The sequence below is a fragment of the Bacteroides sp. M10 genome (assembly GCF_014334015.1).
Taxonomy (GTDB): Bacteria; Bacteroidota; Bacteroidia; order Bacteroidales; family Bacteroidaceae; genus Bacteroides; species Bacteroides intestinigallinarum.
In genome coordinates, this window is the sequence record NZ_CP060488.1 from 3701242 (window position 1) to 3721711 (window position 20470).

17 protein-coding genes and 1 pseudogene are annotated in these 20470 nt (G+C 38.4%); 12 read left to right on the forward strand and 6 right to left on the reverse strand.

What is annotated here, in order from left to right:
* Position 1 precedes the first annotated feature (1 nt).
* Genes H8796_RS13105 through H8796_RS25635 form a run of 3 tightly spaced genes read left to right on the forward strand, consistent with a single transcriptional unit; the run spans position 2 to position 2848 of the window.
* Positions 2 to 1432 carry a class I SAM-dependent DNA methyltransferase gene (locus tag H8796_RS13105; protein ID WP_117931872.1) on the forward strand — a complete coding sequence of 477 codons (1431 nt, stop codon included), beginning with the start codon at positions 2 to 4 and terminating at the stop codon, positions 1430 to 1432.
* The gene (locus H8796_RS13110) at positions 1432 to 2685 is read left to right on the forward strand and encodes a restriction endonuclease subunit S (protein ID WP_370539774.1); all 1254 of its coding nucleotides are present in this window, start codon (positions 1432 to 1434) and stop codon (positions 2683 to 2685) included. The genes H8796_RS13105 and H8796_RS13110 overlap by 1 nt, the downstream gene beginning before the upstream one ends.
* Positions 2657 to 2848: a restriction endonuclease subunit S gene (locus tag H8796_RS25635; RefSeq protein WP_117931876.1), complete on the forward strand. Its 192-nt coding sequence runs from the start codon at positions 2657 to 2659 to the stop codon at positions 2846 to 2848. Before H8796_RS13110 ends, H8796_RS25635 begins: the two co-directional genes overlap by 29 nt.
* A gap of 33 nt (positions 2849 to 2881) precedes the next feature.
* Here H8796_RS25635 and H8796_RS13115 read toward each other — a convergent pair whose 3' ends face one another.
* A complete protein-coding gene (locus tag H8796_RS13115) occupies positions 2882 to 3685 on the reverse strand; it encodes a tyrosine-type recombinase/integrase (RefSeq protein WP_117931875.1) in 804 nt (267 codons plus the stop codon).
* Between the two features lie 6 nt (positions 3686 to 3691).
* Here H8796_RS13115 and H8796_RS13120 point away from each other — a divergent pair, with 6 nt between their 5' ends.
* A complete protein-coding gene (locus H8796_RS13120) occupies positions 3692 to 4276 on the forward strand; it encodes a restriction endonuclease subunit S (protein WP_229099132.1) in 585 nt (194 codons plus the stop codon).
* Here the strand turns inward: H8796_RS13120 and H8796_RS13125 are convergent.
* The 4 genes and pseudogenes from H8796_RS13125 to H8796_RS13140 all read right to left on the reverse strand — a co-directional run bounded on the left by H8796_RS13125 (position 4271) and on the right by H8796_RS13140 (position 10127).
* Positions 4271 to 5443: a restriction endonuclease subunit S gene (locus tag H8796_RS13125; protein ID WP_187343804.1), complete on the reverse strand. Its 1173-nt coding sequence runs from the start codon at positions 5441 to 5443 to the stop codon at positions 4271 to 4273. The genes H8796_RS13120 and H8796_RS13125 overlap by 6 nt on opposite strands.
* 101 nt (positions 5444 to 5544) lie before the next feature.
* A pseudogene (locus tag H8796_RS25405) lies at positions 5545 to 5775 on the reverse strand (type I restriction enzyme endonuclease domain-containing protein); the annotation flags it as partial.
* A gap of 32 nt (positions 5776 to 5807) precedes the next feature.
* A complete protein-coding gene (locus H8796_RS13135; RefSeq protein ID WP_117931878.1) occupies positions 5808 to 6884 on the reverse strand; it encodes a YhcG family protein in 1077 nt (358 codons plus the stop codon).
* 465 nt (positions 6885 to 7349) lie between these two features.
* Positions 7350 to 10127, reverse strand: coding sequence for an AAA domain-containing protein (locus H8796_RS13140; protein ID WP_117971721.1), 2778 nt, complete (start codon positions 10125 to 10127; stop codon positions 7350 to 7352).
* Between the two features lie 249 nt (positions 10128 to 10376).
* On the opposite strand from H8796_RS13140, the gene H8796_RS13145 reads away from it, so the two are divergent.
* A complete protein-coding gene (locus H8796_RS13145; protein ID WP_117932460.1) occupies positions 10377 to 11417 on the forward strand; it encodes an alcohol dehydrogenase in 1041 nt (346 codons plus the stop codon).
* Between the two features lie 15 nt (positions 11418 to 11432).
* Positions 11433 to 11909, forward strand: coding sequence for a low molecular weight phosphatase family protein (locus tag H8796_RS13150; protein WP_117931881.1), 477 nt, complete (start codon positions 11433 to 11435; stop codon positions 11907 to 11909).
* Between the two features lie 14 nt (positions 11910 to 11923).
* Here the strand turns inward: H8796_RS13150 and H8796_RS13155 are convergent, their stop codons facing one another.
* Positions 11924 to 12766, reverse strand: a complete 843-nt coding sequence (locus tag H8796_RS13155; RefSeq protein ID WP_117931882.1) for an RNA methyltransferase — start codon at positions 12764 to 12766, stop codon at positions 11924 to 11926.
* Positions 12767 to 13444: 678 nt separating this feature from the next.
* Between H8796_RS13155 and H8796_RS13160 the strand changes: the two genes are divergently transcribed.
* From H8796_RS13160 to xerA, 6 genes are all read left to right on the forward strand, one after another.
* The gene (locus H8796_RS13160; protein WP_007748247.1) at positions 13445 to 13765 is read left to right on the forward strand and encodes a helix-turn-helix domain-containing protein; all 321 of its coding nucleotides are present in this window, start codon (positions 13445 to 13447) and stop codon (positions 13763 to 13765) included.
* A 118-nt stretch (positions 13766 to 13883) separates the two neighbouring features.
* Positions 13884 to 15257 (forward strand): ATP-binding protein, encoded by a 1374-nt coding sequence (locus H8796_RS13165; protein WP_032839110.1) that lies wholly within the window; start codon positions 13884 to 13886, stop codon positions 15255 to 15257.
* Between the two features lie 36 nt (positions 15258 to 15293).
* Positions 15294 to 16787, forward strand: coding sequence for a class I SAM-dependent DNA methyltransferase (locus H8796_RS13170; protein ID WP_117901787.1), 1494 nt, complete (start codon positions 15294 to 15296; stop codon positions 16785 to 16787).
* A 5-nt stretch (positions 16788 to 16792) separates the two neighbouring features.
* Positions 16793 to 18316 carry a class I SAM-dependent DNA methyltransferase gene (locus H8796_RS13175; RefSeq protein ID WP_007748239.1) on the forward strand — a complete coding sequence of 508 codons (1524 nt, stop codon included), beginning with the start codon at positions 16793 to 16795 and terminating at the stop codon, positions 18314 to 18316.
* Entirely contained in the window at positions 18316 to 19428 is a 1113-nt protein-coding gene (locus H8796_RS13180) for a restriction endonuclease subunit S (protein WP_149927541.1), read from the forward strand. The genes H8796_RS13175 and H8796_RS13180 overlap by 1 nt, the downstream gene beginning before the upstream one ends.
* 57 nt (positions 19429 to 19485) lie before the next feature.
* Positions 19486 to 20469 (forward strand): site-specific tyrosine recombinase/integron integrase, encoded by a 984-nt coding sequence (gene xerA, locus H8796_RS13185; RefSeq protein ID WP_117901830.1) that lies wholly within the window; start codon positions 19486 to 19488, stop codon positions 20467 to 20469.
* Position 20470 lies beyond the last annotated feature (1 nt).

A 20470-nucleotide genomic window follows, 5' to 3' on the forward strand; every position in this document is an offset into this window, starting at 1 on the left:
TATGGCAAAATCAAATTCGAATGAGCAAGGTCTGACTAAAAAGGTCTGGACACTTGCCACTACGTTAGCGGGTCAAGGTATTGGATTTACCGATTATATAACCCAACTGACTTATTTGTTATTTCTGAAAATGGATGATGAAAACGTTAAATTGCTTGACGAAGAATCAGCCATACCTGAAGGATATCGTTGGGAAAACTTGATAGAATTAGATGGTCTTGATTTGATAGGCCAGTATGAAAATACATTGAAAATACTGAGTGAGCAGGATAATCTAATTGGTACTATCTATACGAAAGCTCAAAATAAAATAGATAAGCCTGTATATTTGAAGAAGGTCATAACAATGATTAATGAGGAGCAATGGCTTATAATGGATGGTGATGTTAAGGGGGCTATTTATGAAAGTATTTTAGAGAAGAATGGACAAGATAAAAAGAGTGGAGCAGGTCAGTATTTTACTCCTCGTTCTCTTATATCGGCAATGGTTGATGTAACGCGTCCTCAGATTGGGGAAACGGTTTGTGATCCGGCTTGTGGAACTGGTGGCTTTCTTTTGGCAGCTTATGACTACATGAAAAAACAATCACAAGACAAAGGCAAACGGGATTTTTTGCGGAATAAAGCTCTGCATGGTTCGGATAATACTCCTTTGGTTGTTACATTAGCTTCGATGAACTTGTATCTTCATGGTGTTGGTACTGACCGAAGCCCTATTATATGTCAGGACTCTTTAGAAAAAGAACCTGATATATTAGTGAATGTTATTCTTGCTAATCCGCCTTTTGGAACCCGTCCTTCTGGTTCTGTCGACATTAATCGAAGTGATTTTTATGTTGAAACGAAAAATAACCAATTGAATTTCTTACAGCATATAATGCTTTCGCTCAAAACAGGCGGACGTGCAGCGGTTGTTTTGCCTGATAACGTACTGTTTGAAGGGGGCGCTGGAGAAGTGATTCGTAAGAAACTACTTTCAGAATTTAATTTGCATACTATCTTGCGTTTACCAACAGGTATATTTTATGCTCAAGGTGTAAAAGCTAATGTCTTATTCTTTACAAAAGGTAGTAGTACGAAGGATATTTGGTTTTATGATTATCGTACAGATGTAAAGCATACATTGGCTACTAATCCGATGCAACGGCATCATCTTGATGATTTCGTTTCGTGTTATCATGCGGAGGATATAAATGCTCGTGTAGAAACATATAATGCTGAGACTAATCTAAATGGGCGTTGGCGTAAATATACTTGTGATGAAGTAATAACTCGTGACAAAACCAGCCTTGATGTATCTTGGATAAAACAGGGGGGAGATGAAGTAGACTATTCATTATCAGAATTAATGGCTATTATCAAAGAGAAAAGTGATAACATAAGTAAAGCGGTGGTTGAACTTCAAAAATTAATGGCAAATATCGAGGACTAATGGATACAAAGAAACTACGACAGAAAATATTAGACCTCGCTATTAGAGGAAAACTTGTCCCACAAGATCCAAATGATGAACCTGCGTCTGTTTTACTTGAACGTATTAAGGAAGAGAAAGAACGTCTGATAAAGGAGGGGAAGATAAAGAGAAGTAAGAAAACGACTTCTTCTGATACGTATCATTATCGGCAATTAGAATGTGTACCGTTTGAAATACCGAATTCGTGGGTGTGGGCAACATTGGGAGACATTGGTACTTGGCAAGCAGGAGGCACACCAAGCCGTTCAAATAAGACCTATTATGGAGGAAGTATTCCTTGGCTTAAAACTGGAGATTTAAATGATGGATTGATTACAGATATCCCAGAGAGCATTACAGAAGAAGCTGTTGCAAATTCTTCTGCAAAAATCAATCCAGTAGGGAGTGTTCTTATTGCCATGTATGGAGCAACAATAGGCAAATTGGGAATACTTACTTTTCCTGCAACCACAAATCAAGCATGTTGTGCTTGTATTGAGTATTATGCAGTCATTCAATCATATCTATTCTACTTCCTTTTATCACAAAGAACAACGTTTATCTCAAAGGGAGGAGGCGGAGCACAACCAAATATTTCAAAAGAAATAATTGTAAACACTACAATTCCATTACCGCCTCTTGCTGAACAACAACGTATTGTAACAGAAATTCAACGTTGTTTCGCCTTGATTAACCAAATCGAACAAGGGAAAGTTGATTTACAGACTACTATCAAACAATTGAAAAATAGGACTTTGGATCTCGCTATTCATGGAAAGCTGGTTTCTCAAGATCCGAATGACGAACCAGCTTCGAAGTTACTTAAACGTATCAATCCGAAGGCTAAAATAACAAGTGATAACGAACATTATCCCTATGGTTGGCAATATACTATTTTGGGAGAGATATTTACTCACAATACAGGTAAGGCTCTTAATTCTTCTAATAAGGAAGGAATGATGAAAAGTTATCTGACCACATCCAATGTGCATTGGGATAAATTTGATTTTACTGTACTTAAACAAATGCCGTACAAAGAAAATGAATTGGACAAGTGTACTGTAACAAAGGGAGATTTACTTGTATGTGAAGGTGGGGATATTGGTCGTTCGGCTATTTGGAATTATGATTACGACATATGTATTCAGAATCACATCCATAAACTTCGAGCAAAAATAGATTTGTGTGTAGCGTTCTATTATTATGTTTTACTGTATTCTAAAAGAGAATAATCTTATAGGAGGGAAAGGTATTGGTTTACTAGGGCTATCTTCCAATGCTTTGCATAAAATAAATGTCCCTTTACCACCACTTGCAGAGCAATATCGTATAGTTCAAAAGATAGAAGAACTTTTCTCAATCCTTGATAACATTCAAGAATCCTTAAAAGTGTAAGCAAATACACTTTTAAGGATTCTTGTAAAATTATTACCAATTCACTACTTTATCCACGATTTTCTGCTGTTCACTTGCAGTTCTACGAAGATAAATGCGAGTGGTTTCTATGCTCTCATGTCCCATGAGGTCTGCCAAAAGAGCAATGTCATTGAAGCGGTCAAGAAAATTTTTAGCAAAACGATGCCGGAATGAATGGGGGTAAACAACCTCTTTGTTCATTCCATATTTTGTAGCAAAATGTTTGAGTTGTGAGGCAATACCACGAGTAGTAATACGTTGTCCGAATCGATTCAGAAAAATATACCCTGAAACAAACCCTTTTTCTTTAAGCCATTTGACAGCTTCAATACGTAAGTTCTTCGGAATGTACAAACGGCGTATTTTCCCACCTTTGCTGTAAAGATCAAGATACCCCACTTGTATATGTTCCACTTTGATATGCAGCAATTCACTGACACGTGCACCGGTTGCAGCCATAAACCATACAACGAAATACCATTCTTCATAGCCGTCTGTTTTTAATTGTGCTTTCAGAAACTTGTAGTCAGCATCGCTAATTACGTTCTCCAAGAAATTCTTCTGTTGTACCTTTACAAACTTAACTTTTAATTTGTCTTGTTTCGCAAATTCCAAATACTTGTTGATACCTTGCAATCGCAGATTAACCGTTTGTGGTCTAAAGTTCTCAACCAAATAGCCCTTATAGGCTAATAGATTCTTCTTGTTCACTTCCTTATAATGAGTAAGGAAATAATTCACAGTCCATACATACGATGTGACAGTGTTCTTAGCCAGATTTGTTTTGACCAGATAGTTTTTAAATGTTGTTACCATATTCTCTTGATTTTAAATGAATATGGCAACAATATAAGAAGATGTATCGAACATTATGAGAACTTGCCTAATGGATGGTGCTATGCATCCATAAAAGAAGTATTTAAAATCAATCCAAGAAACAAAGCTGATGATAGTTCTAAAGCTGGTTTTATATCAATGACGAATATTTCTGATGGCTATTTTAATACATTTAGATATGAGACAAGACAGTGGTATGAAGTTAAAACAGGTTTTACACACTTTGCAGATGGAGACATTGCAGTAGCCAAAATTTCACCATGCCTTGAAAATAGGAAATCTATAATTCTGAAAGACCTTCCAAATGGGATAGGTGCTGGCACTACCGAACTTTATATATTTAGATCTCAGTGTATTGATGCTAAGTATGGACTTTTCTTCTTCAAGTCAGATTACTTCATAAATCAGTGCATAAATTCTTTTAATGGAGTTGTAGGACAACAAAGAGTGAGTAAATCGATTATTGAAGATATTGATATAGCCATTCCCCCTTTGGAGGAACAAATGCGAATAGCAAACAAAGTTAGTCTACTGTTCTCTACTCTTGATAAAATAGCTGAAGAGTTATAATTCCTCGGCTATTTTATCAATTGCAACAAACAATGCTTCTATTTTCTGTAAGATCCTTTTTTGTTCTGGGATATGTGTATTGACTATTTTCTCCTTTGATATATTAGGCTGCGCTCCGCCACCTCCTTGCCTAAGGAATTTTTCTCTGTGAGAAAGTAAAAAATAAAACAGATACATTCTTTCTATTTCATCAAAAACATAACAAGCACAACATGCTTGATTCGTAGTAGCGGGAAATGTCAATATCCCAACTTTCCCTATCGTTGCGCCATACATTGCTATCAACACACTACCTTTAGGATTCAACTTCACAGATGTTTCATCTAAGGCTTTCTCTGTAATATATTCTGGAATATACGTGACGTATTTATCATTCAAATCTCCAGTTTTTAGCCAAGGAATATTTCCTCCATAATAATTTTTGTTCAACCTGTTTGGTGTACTTCCAGATTGCCATTTACCAATATTGCCAAGTGTAGTCCATGCCCAATTCTGAGGTACATCAAAAGGCAAGTTCTCATAATGTTCGTTATCACTTGTTATTTTAGCCTTCGGATTGATACGTTTAAGTAACTTCGAAGCTGGTTCGTCATTCGGATTTTGGGGTACAAGTTTGCCATGAATGGCGAGGTCAAGGATTTTACTTTTTGCTTGCTTGATTGCAGTCTGTAGGTCGTTTTTTACTTGTTCAATTTGTTCAATCAGGGAGAACCAACGTTCAATTTTCGCCACAATACGTTGTTGCTCTCCTAATGGTGGAAGAGGTATCATTCCTTTACACGCATCTGCTGTGCTAAGTCTTGGCATTTTTACACCATACCCACATCGAAGAGTATAATCAAGAAAATAAGGCGAGCGTAGTACATGACAAACAAATTTATTCGACATAACTCCATAAGTGTTAAATGACATTAGCTCAGTCGTACAATATCCTTCTTTAGGTGCAACCAGTACTTTATTCAGATAAGTGCGAAGTTTAGAATACAAAATTTCACCTGTATAAAATTGATGCCGTACACCACTTATACTACGTTCGCTTTTCTTTAGGAATTGATTAATATTGGCAGAATCCTTCTCTATGTCTTCTAATTCTAATATCCAGTCATTATCTTTTATACGGTCAACCTGAACATTGATGCTATCGCCATAATTACTTATTTCTCCCAAAGTCGTCCATACCCAATTATCCGGTACCTCAAACGGTACGTTCCCATAATGATACTTATGTGGCTTTTATTTTTCAATAATAAATTATTGTATTTGATGTTTGGTTCAGCAGCTATGGTGTATGAACTGCTTTCAGGAAACTCATATTTCTTCGGGGCTTTCTGATAAAGAGGTTCTGAATCATCATTATCCGTCCATTGTTCGCATTGACGAATGACTGTTTCCAAAGCATTAGCAGCTTCCTCGGGCGGATATTTATATTTCTTCAGCAACCGCTTTATCATTTTGCGCATTCCGGCTCTGGCGGATTCTTTCTTCTGCCAGTCGATTGAGAATTTAGCAGTTTAAATCGTTGGTTTCATTGTTAGTTATCTCTTAATTTAGCTTCTATCTCTTCAATGGTAGGCATGGTACCTTCCACTTTTTCGGGATAGAACTTCTCCAGATCATATTCGGAAATACCCAAAGGTTGGCTGCTCGACTCCAAAGCATACTGAGCTTGTATGCGGTCTTTCTCTTTGCAAATCAGTAAACCGATGGTTGGGTTATCCCGTCCTTCCTTACGTAGCAGATGATTGCAAGCCACTACATATCCACCTAATTGACCGATGTCGGCAAAAGCAAATTTACCGATCTTTACCTCTACCACCACATAGCAGGAAAGCGAAAGATTATAAAAGAGTAAGTCGATAAAGTTTTCCGTTTCGCCTATTTCTAAACGATATTCTTTGCCCACATAAGCGAAACCCGTACCCAGTTCAATCAGGAATCGGGTAATGTTATTCAGTAGAGCATCTTTGAGCAATCGTTCATTGTAACGCCCAGTTATACCCGTGAAAGCAAAATTGTAGGGGTCTTTGGTCAACTCCTGTGCAAGGTCGCTCATCGCATCAGGCAATGTTTTTGTAAAGTTAGTCAGTGCCTTGCCCTGCCGCTCATAAAGGTCGGTGCTAATGAAATTGAGCAGCATGCTACGACTCCAGCCATTCTCCACCGTCTGGTGAACATAGAACAGAGCTTTGTCTATATCGTCTTTCACTTTATCCATTATCAAGCAATGGTGTCTCCATGGGACTTCAAATATTCCACCAACTTGGTGGAATAATTCCGTTTCATTTTTTCCACCAAGTTGGTGGAAAGTTTTCAAAGCATCCTTGTATAACAAATAAAACTTCCTACAATAGTAAATATTGCTCTTTGATAAACCAGCCGCATTGGGTATGGCTTCACGTAAATCTTTGCTTAATTGAGTGATAACACTTTCGCCCCAGCGTTCTTCTACGTGCAATTCAACAATGTCACGACCTAAAAGCCAGTTGAATTTCAACTGTTCCACATTTACTTTCACCGCTGCCTTTATTTGGCTTTGACGATAGCGACCGCAAAGGTTTTTCACCCATTGCAGATATTCTTTATCAAGTATGTTTATTGACTTGTTCATCGTAATCTATAATACTTCAGTTGCGTTAATTTTTAGTTCTCCTGAGATCAGCTTCGGGAGAAGTGTGTCGCGTAGAATTGTTAACCTAATACTTTCCTGTTCATTTCTTAGTATTTGGTCGAAATGCGATTTATTTATCTGCCTATTTTTGTAAAACAGATGATTTTTATTGTTATATGTATTGTATCTTATCCGCATTTTAATTAATGTATTTACGATGAGATAGTTTTTTGTCATTGTGATTAATGTTTATTTATGTACTCACTTTAAGTTCTTAGAAACTTTTAATGAGGTTGGTGCAAAAGTAGAAAATAATTTCCATAGTGCTGTCGTACTTTAAATAAGAAGTAAATGTATGCATTATTATTGATGTGATTGTTATAGTTGGAGTAAAATTTATTCTTTTGGTTGTTAGAATATGCAGAAACTCCTATTCTAACAAAAATATGATTTGCAATGAGCATTCTAATGCAAGTTTAATACTTTGCTTAACTTATCTCCAATAATTTTCTTCTCATTACTACCGATGGTAGACAATCTCACCAATGGAATTCCGTACAACTCTAAAATACGATCCTTTTTAATATCACGTTCTGACTGACTTGTCCCTGATTTGTGGAATGTATAACCATCTGTTTCAATAGCCAATACCGGTTGTTTGCTCACACGATTATAAATTAGAAAATCAATATGAGTGTTTATATTTGCAGCATATTTGCTTTCCTCTTCATTCAATAGAGAATAATCCTGAATCAACATATAGAGTGGTAAATGGCAAATGATATTCAAATGACGCATATTGATATTTTCTTTCAGGATATCTTCGAGTAAGGCAAATGTAAGATTCTCGGAATCGTATTCGGATATTTTTTTGTGCTTCTTCAAATAGGCAATTCGTGCATCTGTATATTGCTCATATAGGTAATCGAATATAGAATGAATCTTACTGGTGGAAACAGTGCCATTGTTATATTCGATATAAGCGATCAAATCGCTGATATTGCAGTCTTTGGGTTGTTCGTTTCCCGATACTACTAAATAAAATTGTGACTTAGCCCTCGAAACAGCAACATTGAGCAGGTTGGGATCGTCGGAAAAGGAAGTGATGACATCGTCGACAGTAGTCATAATGATAGCATCCTTTTCTCTTCCCTGAAATTTATGGACTGTTGCGACATCAATATCCTCTTCAAGTGCGGATTTTACTGCATCTACTTGTTTGTTGTATGGAGCTATGACGCCAATTTCATCTGTTTCATAAGATAGATTCGGTAGTACTTCCTCTTTGATAACATCTATTTCCCGTTGATTCATGTGACTGCGGGAGTGGTTACCTTTGGCTGTCCGTATGGCACAAATGACATCCTCTTCTCCTTTATCACGTGTCATGATGACAAGATCTCCACCATAGAATTTCTGATTGCAGAAGTTGATGATTCGAGGATGGCATCGATAATGTTCCCGTAACAAGGTCTGCGGTACATTTGGAATAACTTTGCAGATGGATTGCAAAAAACTCATATTGGCACAATCATATTCCGGCTTAATCAAGCAGGCATTAGCGATAAAGTTTAGCTTTTCCTTATCTTCTTCTGTGACTACATTGGGGAGTTGCATGGTGTCACCGACAATGATTGCATTTTTAGCACATGATAAGGCTAAAGCTCCGGTCTCAACGGAAACCTGCGACGCTTCGTCCATAATGATATAATCATATACTGCATCTCGTTGTAGACTGCTTAATGATGAAAAGGTCGTACTTAATATAATAGGGTATTCTTTTTGTACCTCTCGCCAATTATTTCTTAGATCAGGGAGCGTAAAGATGGGCTTGTCATGATTATTGCCATAGGTCTGAAATAACTGAATCTTTAGATATTTCATTGATGTATCAGCCATTTGTCTAGCCATTTCTGCTGCATCTTTGTTGGCAAGTTCCTTTTCTAATGTGTCTATTTCAACTTCCAGTTCTGCGTACTTTGTTTGGTAGAATAAGATTTGGAAGTCAGCGATAATCAAACTCATCTCCCGTTTATAGAAACCTTTATCGGGGATTTTACAAATCGCTTTGCTCCTGAATTTAAAGAATAACCATTTCAACCGTTGAATAAAAACTGCTATTCCCCGAGGACTTGATGATTGTTCTTTTTCTGCAAATTGCTGACATTCATTCCATAAATTCAGAAGGTCTGCCGAACTGGAATTTTTCCGTTGTTGGAGAGTAAATTCTTTTGTTCCGAACTCTTGCAGATAATGTTGCCACTCTATTTTTAAAGCTTGTATCTCCTGTCTTGCTATGGCAAGGCGTTCCTGTTTGGAAAATATACTTTTTAGTTCTTCTGTCTGATGATGTATCTGATTGAGAAATAGAGGTTGGTCGGCATCCGTATCATGCCATGACTCAAAGTTCTCCGGATATTGTTTCTCCTCTTCTTGAGTCTCGATGAATTTCTCTTTGTTAGCTGTGCTGCCAAGCAATGCAACAATGAAACCCATATCGTATTTGGATAACTTCTCAAGTACATTGACGATGGCGGAGTTATTATTAGATACTACCTGAACAGTCTTACCACGCACAAGGATATTGGCAATGATGTTCAGAATCGTTTGTGTCTTTCCGGTTCCCGGAGGTCCTTGCACAACACTGATTTGATTCTCAAAAGCTGCTTGGACTGCTTTTTGCTGGCTTGCATTACAACCGAAAGGAAAAATCAAGGTTGAGGCAGTCTGGGTCTGCATTTTATATTTTTGAGGATTCAGATATACAGCAATAGCTCTGTTGTTTGCGATGAAATGAATCTTTTCATATTGTTTTGCTAATAGCTTCGTTCCGTCATCAGCTTTCAATTCATTCGCATCGGCAACTTTCTTCAAATATTCGAATATGCTTTTCGAACGACTCTCTCCCAAGCATGATTCGATAATTTCTAAGTCCTTTTCTCTGTAATCATACTCTTTACCATTCTGAAAACGAATGTGCCAATAGTTGTGTGATCTGGCCTTAAAAATAGATAAGGCTTTAATGTTTGATAAAGTTCTCCCTTTACTGATTATTTGATAATTATTGGGGTCCGGTTTGTCCGGATCAGTTAGCCAAAGAACATTTTCTTCTTTGTAAGTATACGCACTGGGAACATTCCGGAATACTACCTTATAGTTGCCATTATGATTTTGGCAGCTTTCTATTTCAGGAGTCTTGATTTGACCTTTTATAATAATCAGATTTTCGGAAGTATCTATCATAGGCTTGTGTGTAAATATAATAAGTCGTGCTGCTATTTTTATTTATTATTTTGGATATAAAAGTAAGAATATTTTCCAGAATATCAAAACCGAAGTAGAAAAAACAGTGAATGACTTTATTCAGCTTTGTATTGTTATAAATATAGAGTGAGATTCGGTTTGGGAGTATTGAACGTGATAAAAGAGATTTGTTTTGCCAATGAAATCATTATCTTTGCAAGGTATATATTAATGAACGAGGAGGATATTATGCTTGCATACACATATATTGAACACGGAAAGTTTGAATTGCAGGAGAAAGCAAGACCGGAAATAAAGGATTCACGGGATGCAGTCGTGCGTGTAACACTTGGTAGCATCTGCACCAGTGATCTTCATATTAAACATGGCAGTGTGCCGCGTGCTGTGCCCGGAATAACTGTCGGGCATGAGATGGTAGGTGTGGTAGAACAAGTAGGGGCTGATGTCACTTCGGTGAAGCCTGGTGACAGGGTGACTGTGAATGTCGAAACTTTCTGCGGTGAGTGTTTTTTCTGTAAGCATGGATATGTGAATAACTGTACTGATCCTAATGGCGGTTGGGCTTTAGGTTGTCGAATTGATGGCGGTCAGGCGGAATATGTCAGAGTTCCTTATGCGGATCAAGGTTTGAATCGTATTCCGGATACAGTGAGTGATGAACAAGCTTTGTTTGTCGGTGATGTGCTTGCAACAGGTTTTTGGGCAGCATGCATCTCGGAAATAACCGCGGAAGATACTGTTCTTATCATCGGTGCCGGACCTACCGGGATTTGTACTTTGTTGTGTGTGATGCTGAAGAAGCCAAAACGCATTATTATCTGTGAGAAGTCTCCTGAAAGAATTCGGTTTGTCCGCGAGCATTATCCTGATGTGTTGGTGACTGAACCGGACAACTGCAAGGATTTTGTTCTCAAGAACAGTGACCATGGTGGAGCAGATGTTGTTTTGGAAGTGGCAGGGGGTGACGATTCCTTCCATTTGGCTTGGGATTGTGCCCGTCCTAATGCTATTGTCACGATTGTAGCCCTCTATGATAAACCACAACTTCTTCCTTTGCCTGATATGTATGGCAAGAATTTGATTTTCAAAACAGGGGGAGTGGATGGCTGCGACTGTGCCGAAATCCTTGCGCTGATTGAGGAAGGTAAAATTGATACCACTCCTCTTATTACACATCGATTCCCATTGAATGAGATTGAGGAGGCTTACCGTATTTTCGAGAACAAGTTGGATGGGGTTATTAAAGTAGCTATATTAGGAAATAAATAAAAATAGAATTTGTGTATGAAGAATATACTGATAGTAAGTAATAATGATATGTGCCGTAGTCGTATGGCACAGGAAATTTTGAACTCCTTCGGTAGAGGGATGAAGATTAGTACTGCCGGTGTTTTGGCTGGAAATTCTGTCCCTGACGTTGTTTGCCAAGTGATGGAACAAAATGGATATGACTTTTCGCGTAGAAAACCCTGTGATGTTGCGACGTATGCCCAACAGACATGGGATTATGTTATTACCCTTTGTCCGGAAGCAGAGGAAGTTCAAAAGGAAATGCAGGGTGTAGTGAGAAAATACGTTTCTTTCAACTTTACAGATCCCTTTCAGGGAGGAATTCATGTAGAAGATGAGCAGGAAGAACGGGTTAGGGCACTATATGACATCATGCATAAAGAACTGTATGAGTTCTTTCGAAGTGAATTGATGGAAAAGTTGTTACCTCGCTGTTCCTGTGGCGCAAATACGTATTGTAGGTGTGAGTAGGAATATAAGTAAAATCATATATGTACATCATCCGGTGATGGTGGCAGATCTGTGTCATTTTGAACGCGAAGTTGCCAGAAAGCAATAGCGGATGCGGCGGCTACATTGAGAGAATCGACACCGTTTGCCATAGGAATGCGGACTACATAGTCCGCTTCATTAATTGTTTCGTTTTGAAGACCGTCTCCCTCTGTTCCCATTACGATGGCTAACTTGGGTTCGGTTGCTAAGATAGGATTATCGATAGAGATTGATTTCTCCGTGAGTGCCATAGCGACTGTACGAAAACCCTGTTTGCGCAACTCATTGGGAGAACCGTCCAACCAAGTCCATGGTATCAGGAAGACAGAACCCATCGAAACCCTGACTGCACGTCGGTTCAACGGATCACAAGAATTACGCGTTAATAATATAGCATCTATTCCCAAGGCGGCTGCGGAACGGAAGATGGCTCCGATATTAGTAGCGTCTACCACGCCCTCAATGACTACGATCCGCCGGGCTTTCCGGCACACCTCATCCACACTTGGTAATGTCCGACGACGCATGGCACAGAGGACACCGCGCGTCAGTGTATATCCGGTCAATGTGGCAAGTAACTTTCTTTCACCGGTATAGACAGGTATATCACCACAACGTTCAATGATGCCAGCGGCATCACCAGTGATATGCTTCTGTTCACACAAGAGGGCTAAAGGCTCATAACCAGCATTCAGAGCTACATGGATAACTTTGGGGCTTTCTGCAATAAGCAATCCCTTATCAGGCTCGATACGATTGCGTAATTGAGCTTCGGTGAGGGTACTGAATATTTCTACTCCGGAGTCTGTTAAGGATGATATTTCTATAATGGGCATAGTGATTTCTTTAAACGATCTATTTTATTGCAGCAATGATAGTATGCACTTCTTACTTGCCGATGCAGCATATTATGCTAATTGATTATCAATAGTTTACAGCCTAAAAGATAGACTGCTCGAAAATTTACTTGTTTTTTCGTCAAAAATCGAAGATTTAACACTTTTAACCTTAGTTTATCTTCAAACGAAGGGAAAAAGAGAAAATGGCTCTATTTTGCTCTTAAATCTCCGTTTCGCAAAGATAAGGCATATCTGTGATTATTTCGCCGATTATGGATGCAAAATCGTAAATGAGTTCACGGATTTTTTAGCTTATAATTGGGTGACCTTCGATTTTGGCAGAGCTATTTCTTTTCTTCCCTCTTTTAGTTTTACTTTAATGCGTGTATATATGAATACAGGGATAAAGTAAAGTTACTTTTCGTTTGAATGGTCAAACTAATATTAAACAGACATAGCAAGGAGGGTTTGTTTACGCCTGTATAACGAATAGTATTTTATTTGTTAGTAGATGTATACTGTGCTTATGAATAATATGATGGCATTTAATTTTGAAATTCTATTCCAAATGATTATGTCTATGACTGATTATATGGCTTTGATGCGATTTTTATGTGCAATGTATCATTAAATAAATAAAAAGTAGTATCTTTGTATATTATATGATGAGTTAACATGGCAAAGAATACAATGGGGACTAAGTTGCCCCGAAAATTAGAACAAAAGATGTCCGTTGTGGGAGAACAGATTAAACTGGCTCGCTTGCGCAGGAATCTGAGTGTAGCTCAAGTGGCGGAACGTGCCACCTGTTCTCCGTTGACCGTGTCCCGAATAGAGAAAGGTGTGCCGACAGTGGCAATCGGAATATATTTGCGCGTGTTGTATGCTTTACAGCTTGACGATGATATTCTGTGGTTGGCCAAAGAAGACAAACTAGGGAAAACATTACAGGAATTGAGTTTGAAGACAAGGAAAAGAGCTTCGAAAAAGGGATAAAACTCACTTTTTTCTGCATATAAGTCGATAATGACTCTATCAGGATAAAAAAATACAGCTTAAAATTTTGTATTATGCCATAAAAACATTATGTTTGTACTGCATAATAATGTGGGCTATGAAATTTGTTGATAGAATAGATGAAGCAGCACGACTGAAGGATGCTCTTGCAAGAGAGAAATCCTCGTTAGTTGTGATGTATGGTCGCAGACGATTGGGTAAATCAACGCTTATTAAAAGGGTATTGTCAGAAAATGATGTATACTTCCTTGCAGACCGTTCGGAAGGTCAACATCAGAGGGCATTACTTGCAAAAGTGATAGCACAGGTGTTTCCTGATTTTGAGAAGTTGTCGTATCCCGATTGGGAGTCGATGTTTCGTGCGGTTAATTATCGAACAGACAAATGTTTTACTTTGTGTTTGGACGAATTTCCGTATCTTGTGGAGCAATCTCCTGAACTGCCGTCTGTATTGCAGAAACTTGTTGATGAGAAACAGTTGAAGTATAATCTGGTGCTTTGTGGTTCATCACAAAATATGATGTATGGGTTGTTTCTTGATTCTACTGCGCCTCTTTATGGTCGTGCTGATGAGATAATGAGACTTACACCTATACGTTTACCCTATATTCAGGAGGCATTGAACCTTAATGCGATGAACGCTATTGAAGAGTATGCTGTATGGGGCGGTGTGCCGCGCTATTGGGAACTGAGGGAAAACAGAATTTCGCTTGATGATGCCATGTGGCATAATATCCTTTCTGTAAATGGGGCTCTTTATGAGGAGCCGATAAAACTGTTTCAGGATGATGTTAAGGATATAGTCAAGACTTCGACAATAATGTCTTATATCGGTACTGGTGCAAACCGTCTTTCCGAAATTGCTGCACGATGCAATGAGCCTGCAACCAATCTGTCGCGTCCATTGAAGAAACTTGTTGATCTTGGATTTTTGGAAAAAGATGTTCCGTTCGGAATTGATGAAAAAAATGCGAAAAAGAGTCTTTATAAGATAGCCGATCCATTTATGGCATTCTACTATAAGTTTGTTGTTCCTAATCGTTCGTTCATAGAACTTGGCCGTCGTTTACCCATAGAACAGGCTTTGACTACTCATTTCTCTGAGTATGTGAGTATGCAATGGGAAAAACTGTGTCGGGATGCCGTCACAGGAAATCTTGTTAATGGAGTAGTTTATGGCCAAGCAAAACGCTGGTGGGGCTCTGTTCTCAATGAGGATAAGAAGCCGGAACAGGTCGAGTTCGATGTAATGGCCGAATCGCTTGATAAAAAGTCTCTGTTGGTCGGAGAATGCAAATGGACAACCCAAGAGAACGGCAACCAACTGACAGCAGAACTTCTCCGCAAAGCTAATCTGCTGCCGTTTGCTAAGAACTACACCATCGTTCCGGTGCTGTTCCTTAAGAACGCTCCGAAAGGTGATTCCGAGAATGTGATGTTGCCGGAAGATGTTGTTGAGTTAATGAAATAAAGGAATCTCAAATTCACTATTTGACAGAGTTATTAGATGGCAAAAAAAACAATAAATAAAGAGCTTACAGGTGCACAGGACTTATATAATTTTTTGTTTGAGGCCTGTAATATAATACGCGGTCCTGTAAGCCAAGATAATTTTAAGGATTATATCACGCCTTTGCTTTATTACAAGCGGATATCTGATGTTTATGATGAAGAAACAGAAGAAGCTTTAATATCAAGTGGTGGTGATAAGGAGTATGCATCTCTGCCAGAGCAACATCGTTTTGTTATTCCTAATGGTTGTCATTGGCAAGAAGTCCGAGAGCGTACAGAAAATCTTGGAGCTGCCATAGTCGGTGCTATGAGGCAGATAGAGATAGCAAACCCAGATACATTGTATGGGGTGCTATCTATGTTTTCATCTCAGAAATGGACTAACAAAGCAATTCTCAATGACAGCAAGATTCGTGACCTGATAGAACATCTATCAAAACGAAAACTTGGTAATAAGGATTACCCTGCGGACTTAATGGGTGATGCTTATGAAATATTATTGAAGAAGTTTGCCGATGATAGTAAGGCTCAAGCTGGAGAGTTTTATACTCCTCGTTCTGTTGTGAGATTATTAGTGCATATTCTCGATCCGCAACCGGGGGAAACTGTATATGATCCTGCTTGTGGTAGTGGAGGAATGCTTATCGAAGCTATACGATATATGCACGATGATTCTCTTTGCTGTGGAAGTATATTCGGACAAGAGAAGAATGTCGTGAATGCGGCCATTGCTAAAATGAATCTATTTCTGCATGGTGCATCTGATTTTAATGTAATGCAAGGCGACACATTGAGAGACCCAAAAATTCTTCAAGGTGGTAATATCGCCAAATTCGATTGTGTTATAGCAAACCCTCCATTTTCTCTTGAAAATTGGGGAGCAACGGAATGGAGTTCAGATAAATATAAGCGCAATATCTATGGCACACCGAGTGATAGTTGTGGTGACTATGCGTGGATTCAGCATATGATATGTTCTATGTCTTCTGGCAAGGGGCGTATGGCTGTTGTAATGCCACAAGGTATTCTGTTTCGTGGAAATCAAGAAGCAGAAATACGAAAGCAATTAGTGGAAAGTAATTTGATAGAAGCCGTTGTTACATTAGGAGATAAATTGTTTTATGGAACTGGACTTTCACCGTGCTTTTTGATAATACGAAGAATGAAACAGGCTCATCATTCCGGACGGATTTTGATGATAGACGGTTCCCAAATTCTAACTCAAAAGAGAGCGCAGAATATTTTAGAAGAGAATGATATAGATAGGTTATATTCACTTTATCAAAATTACTCCGATGAAGAGGACTATTCTCGAATCGTTACATTGCAGGAGATAAGAGATAAAGAGTATAATCTTTCGCCCAATCGCTATGTGGTTTACCACAAGGAGGAAATTCGTCCTTATGCGGAAGTGTTGGCTGAGTTCAAACAAGCATACGAAGATGTGAAGCGATTGGAGAACGAATTTTCATTACTCATTAACGCATAATCAATATGGCAGAAAAAGTAAAACAATATCGTCATCCGGACGACCCTATTACGCTCGATGAACTTAAAAGTTTCCTTTGGGCGGCTGCCACTCATTTGCGTGGTCAGATTGATGCGGCAGGATATAAAGAGTATATTTTCCCTTTGCTTTTTTTCAAACGCATTTCCGATGTTTATGATGAGCAGTTTGAAGGTTTTGTGTGTGAAGGAGGAGTTGAGTATGCAGGTATGCAAGTAGAAGATCTCCCCATCCGTATTCCTGATGGTGCGCACTGGAGAGATGTTCGTGAGGTGACGGAAAATGTTGGTAATAAATTAGTCGAAGCATTTATTGCCATTGAGCAAGCCAATCCTGCTAAGGAAATGGATGGTAGAAAAATCGGAGGATTAGAAGGTATTTTCGGACCTAAGGATGGCTGGACCAATAAGGCGAAGATGCCTGATAATATCATTACTTCGTTGATTGAGGATTTTTCTAAATATACGTTGAGCCTAAAGGTTTGTCCTGCCGATGAGATGGGGCAAGCATACGAATACCTTGTTGGAAAGTTTGCCGATGATGCCGGAAATACTGCTCAGGAGTTCTATACGAATAGAACAGTCGTTCAACTTATGGCTGAGATACTGCAGCCACAACCGAATGAAAGCATTTATGACCCAACTTGTGGTTCCGGAGGTATGTTGGTTAAATGTTTAGACTATCTTCGCAACAAAGGCGCAGAGTGGCAGAGTGTACAGGTGTTCGGACAAGAGGTGAATGGCTTGACTTCTTCTATTGCACGAATGAATCTTTATTTGAATGGAATTGAAGATTTTTCGATTGCATGTGCAGATACGTTGGAGAATCCGGCATTTTTAGATGGAAGTCATCTTCGTAAGTTTGATATAGTTCTTGCAAATCCGCCTTATTCAATCAAGGAATGGAATCGTGAGAAGTTTATGAACGATAAATGGGGACGCAATTTCCTTGGTACTCCTCCACAGGGAAGGGCAGATTATGCGTTTATACAACATATCCTTGCTTCAATGGATGAAAAAACAGGAAGATGTGCAATTCTGCTTCCACATGGTGTATTAAACCGAATGGAAGAAGAGATCATGCGGCGTAAACTTATCGAGGAAGACCTGGTCGATAGTGTTATCAGCATAGGTAAAAATCTATTCTTTAACTCGCCAATGGAGGCATGTATTATGCTATGCAGTAGCAAGAAACCATCCGACCGAATAAAACAAGTACTTTTTATTCGTGCTACAGATTTGGTAGAAAGGAAGAATGGAGAAAGCTATCTCACAGAAGAGCATGTCGAGGAAATAGTTTCATTGTATCGTGGCAATACAAATGTAGATAATCGTTCATGTATAGTTGATACCAAGACAATAAGCCAAAATGAGTATTCTATTTCACCAAAATTGTATGTAAAACAAACTCAAACAGAAAATATTTTGAAATTTTCTGAACAAATAGAACAGTGGCAAGAATATTCTTGTAATATTCATAGTGAATACACTAAACTTATAAATCTACTTTAATGACAAAGGTAAAGTTTGAGGATGTTGCAACGCGAGTTAATACTCGTGAAGACAGATTAAATACTTCTTTATTATACTATGTAGGAGGTGAACATATTGAGTCCAATGAAATGCTGGTACAAGGATGTGGTCTCATAAAGGGTTCAACTATTGGTCCGATGTTTTATTGTGGCTTCAAAAAGGGCGATATATTATTAGTCTCAAGAAATCCACATTTAAGAAAGGCTTCGATGGTTGAATTTGATGGTATTTGTTCTGAGAAAACATTTGTGTTAGGGACAAAAGATTCTAAGGTCTTGCTTCAGGAGTTCCTTGCTCTTGTTATGCAAAGTGATGATTTTTGGAATTATTGTGAAGAGCATAAATCTGGAGGAGTCAACTATTTCTTGAATTGGAGTACACTCGCAAAATATGAGTTTTATCTTCCTTCTATTCAAGAACAAAAAGAAATAGCAGACAAAGTATGGTCTGCCTATCGTTTGAAGGAAAGTTACAAGAAACTTCTTGTAGCAACTGATGAAATGGTGAAATCGCAATTTATCGAGATGTTTGGTAATCCTGTTACGAATACAAAAGGTTGGAAGACTGCTAAGATTAAAGATGTCGCCCCGGAAATGCCTTCTAAAGAGCAACTATCTGGCAAAATATGGCTATTGAATCTTGATATGATAGAATCAAATACTGGTAGGATAATAGAGAAGGTCTATGAAGATGTTGAGAATGCTTTATCTGTTCAATCCTTTGATGAAGGGAATGTACTATTCTCAAAATTAAGGCCTTATTTAAACAAGGTTGTGATACCAGATGAGCCTGGAATGGCAACGACAGAACTGGTTCCATTACGTCCAGAGCCTAGTAAATTGCATAAAGTATTTTTGAGTCATCTGTTGCGGGGTAATCAGTTCGTTAATTATGCAAATGATATAGCAGGAGGTACTAAAATGCCACGAATGCCGCTCACTGAGTTAAGAAACTTTGATTGTATCTTACCGCCAATGGACAAACAACTTGAATTCGTATTCATAGCAGAACAGGTCGATAAATCAAAATTTGAATTGAAGCAGTGTATTGAAAATATCGATAAAGTCATAAAGAGTTTAATAAACGGATAGAATAAGAGAGATACGTTGATAGCTGCGGCTTAATTGGATAACAAATTTATTAATAATATGATAGAGAGTCTGATTAATGACATAGAGCAGGCTATGCTGGGAGTTTTAAACAACGAGCAAATGAGTCAATTACGAAAGGTGCTAGATTATGCCTTTCGTGATATCAACGTGTCGTCTAAGAACAATGAAGAGTGCAGTGGTAATAGTGAATTAATAGATAGTTTTTTGTCGGCTAAACGAGTCGAAGGTTGTTCGGATAAGTCGATACACTATTATCGAAGTACATTAAATAATGCTATCAGGAAAATAGAAAAAAATATTCGCCATATCACTACTGATGACTTGCGTAATTACTTAAATGATTATCAGCAGACAAGCGGTGCTACAAAGGTTACGGTAGACAATATACGTCGCATTTTGTCAAGTTTCTTTTCATGGCTTGAGGATGAGGATTATATTGTGAAGAGTCCGGTACGTCGGATTCATAAAGTAAAAGTCGGAAAAACAGTCAAAGAAACATACTCCGATGAAGCGTTAGAACAAATGCGTGACCATTGCGAAGGTATTCGCGATTTAGCCTTGATTGATTTGTTGGCCTCTACTGGTATGCGTGTCGGGGAGTTGGTCAAACTCAATCGGAACGATATAGACTTTGAAAACCGGGAATGCATCGTTACCGGTAAAGGAGATAAGCAACGTCGAGTTTATTTCGATGCTCGTACAAAGATACATTTACAACGTTATTTGGCAGAACGGATAGATGACAATCCTGCGCTGTTTGTTTCGTTATTAGCACCTTATGATCGACTACAGATAAGTGGCGTGGAAATTCGATTGCGTCGATTGGGACGTGAATTGAATATTCCTAAAGTGCATCCTCATAAGTTTCGACGCACTTTGGCAACAATGGCTATAGATAAAGGTATGCCCATAGAGCAGGTCCAGCATCTCTTAGGACATCAAAGTCTTGATACAACATTGCAATATGCTATGGTGAATCAGACAAATGTAAAAATGTCTCACCGCAAATTTATTGGTTAGT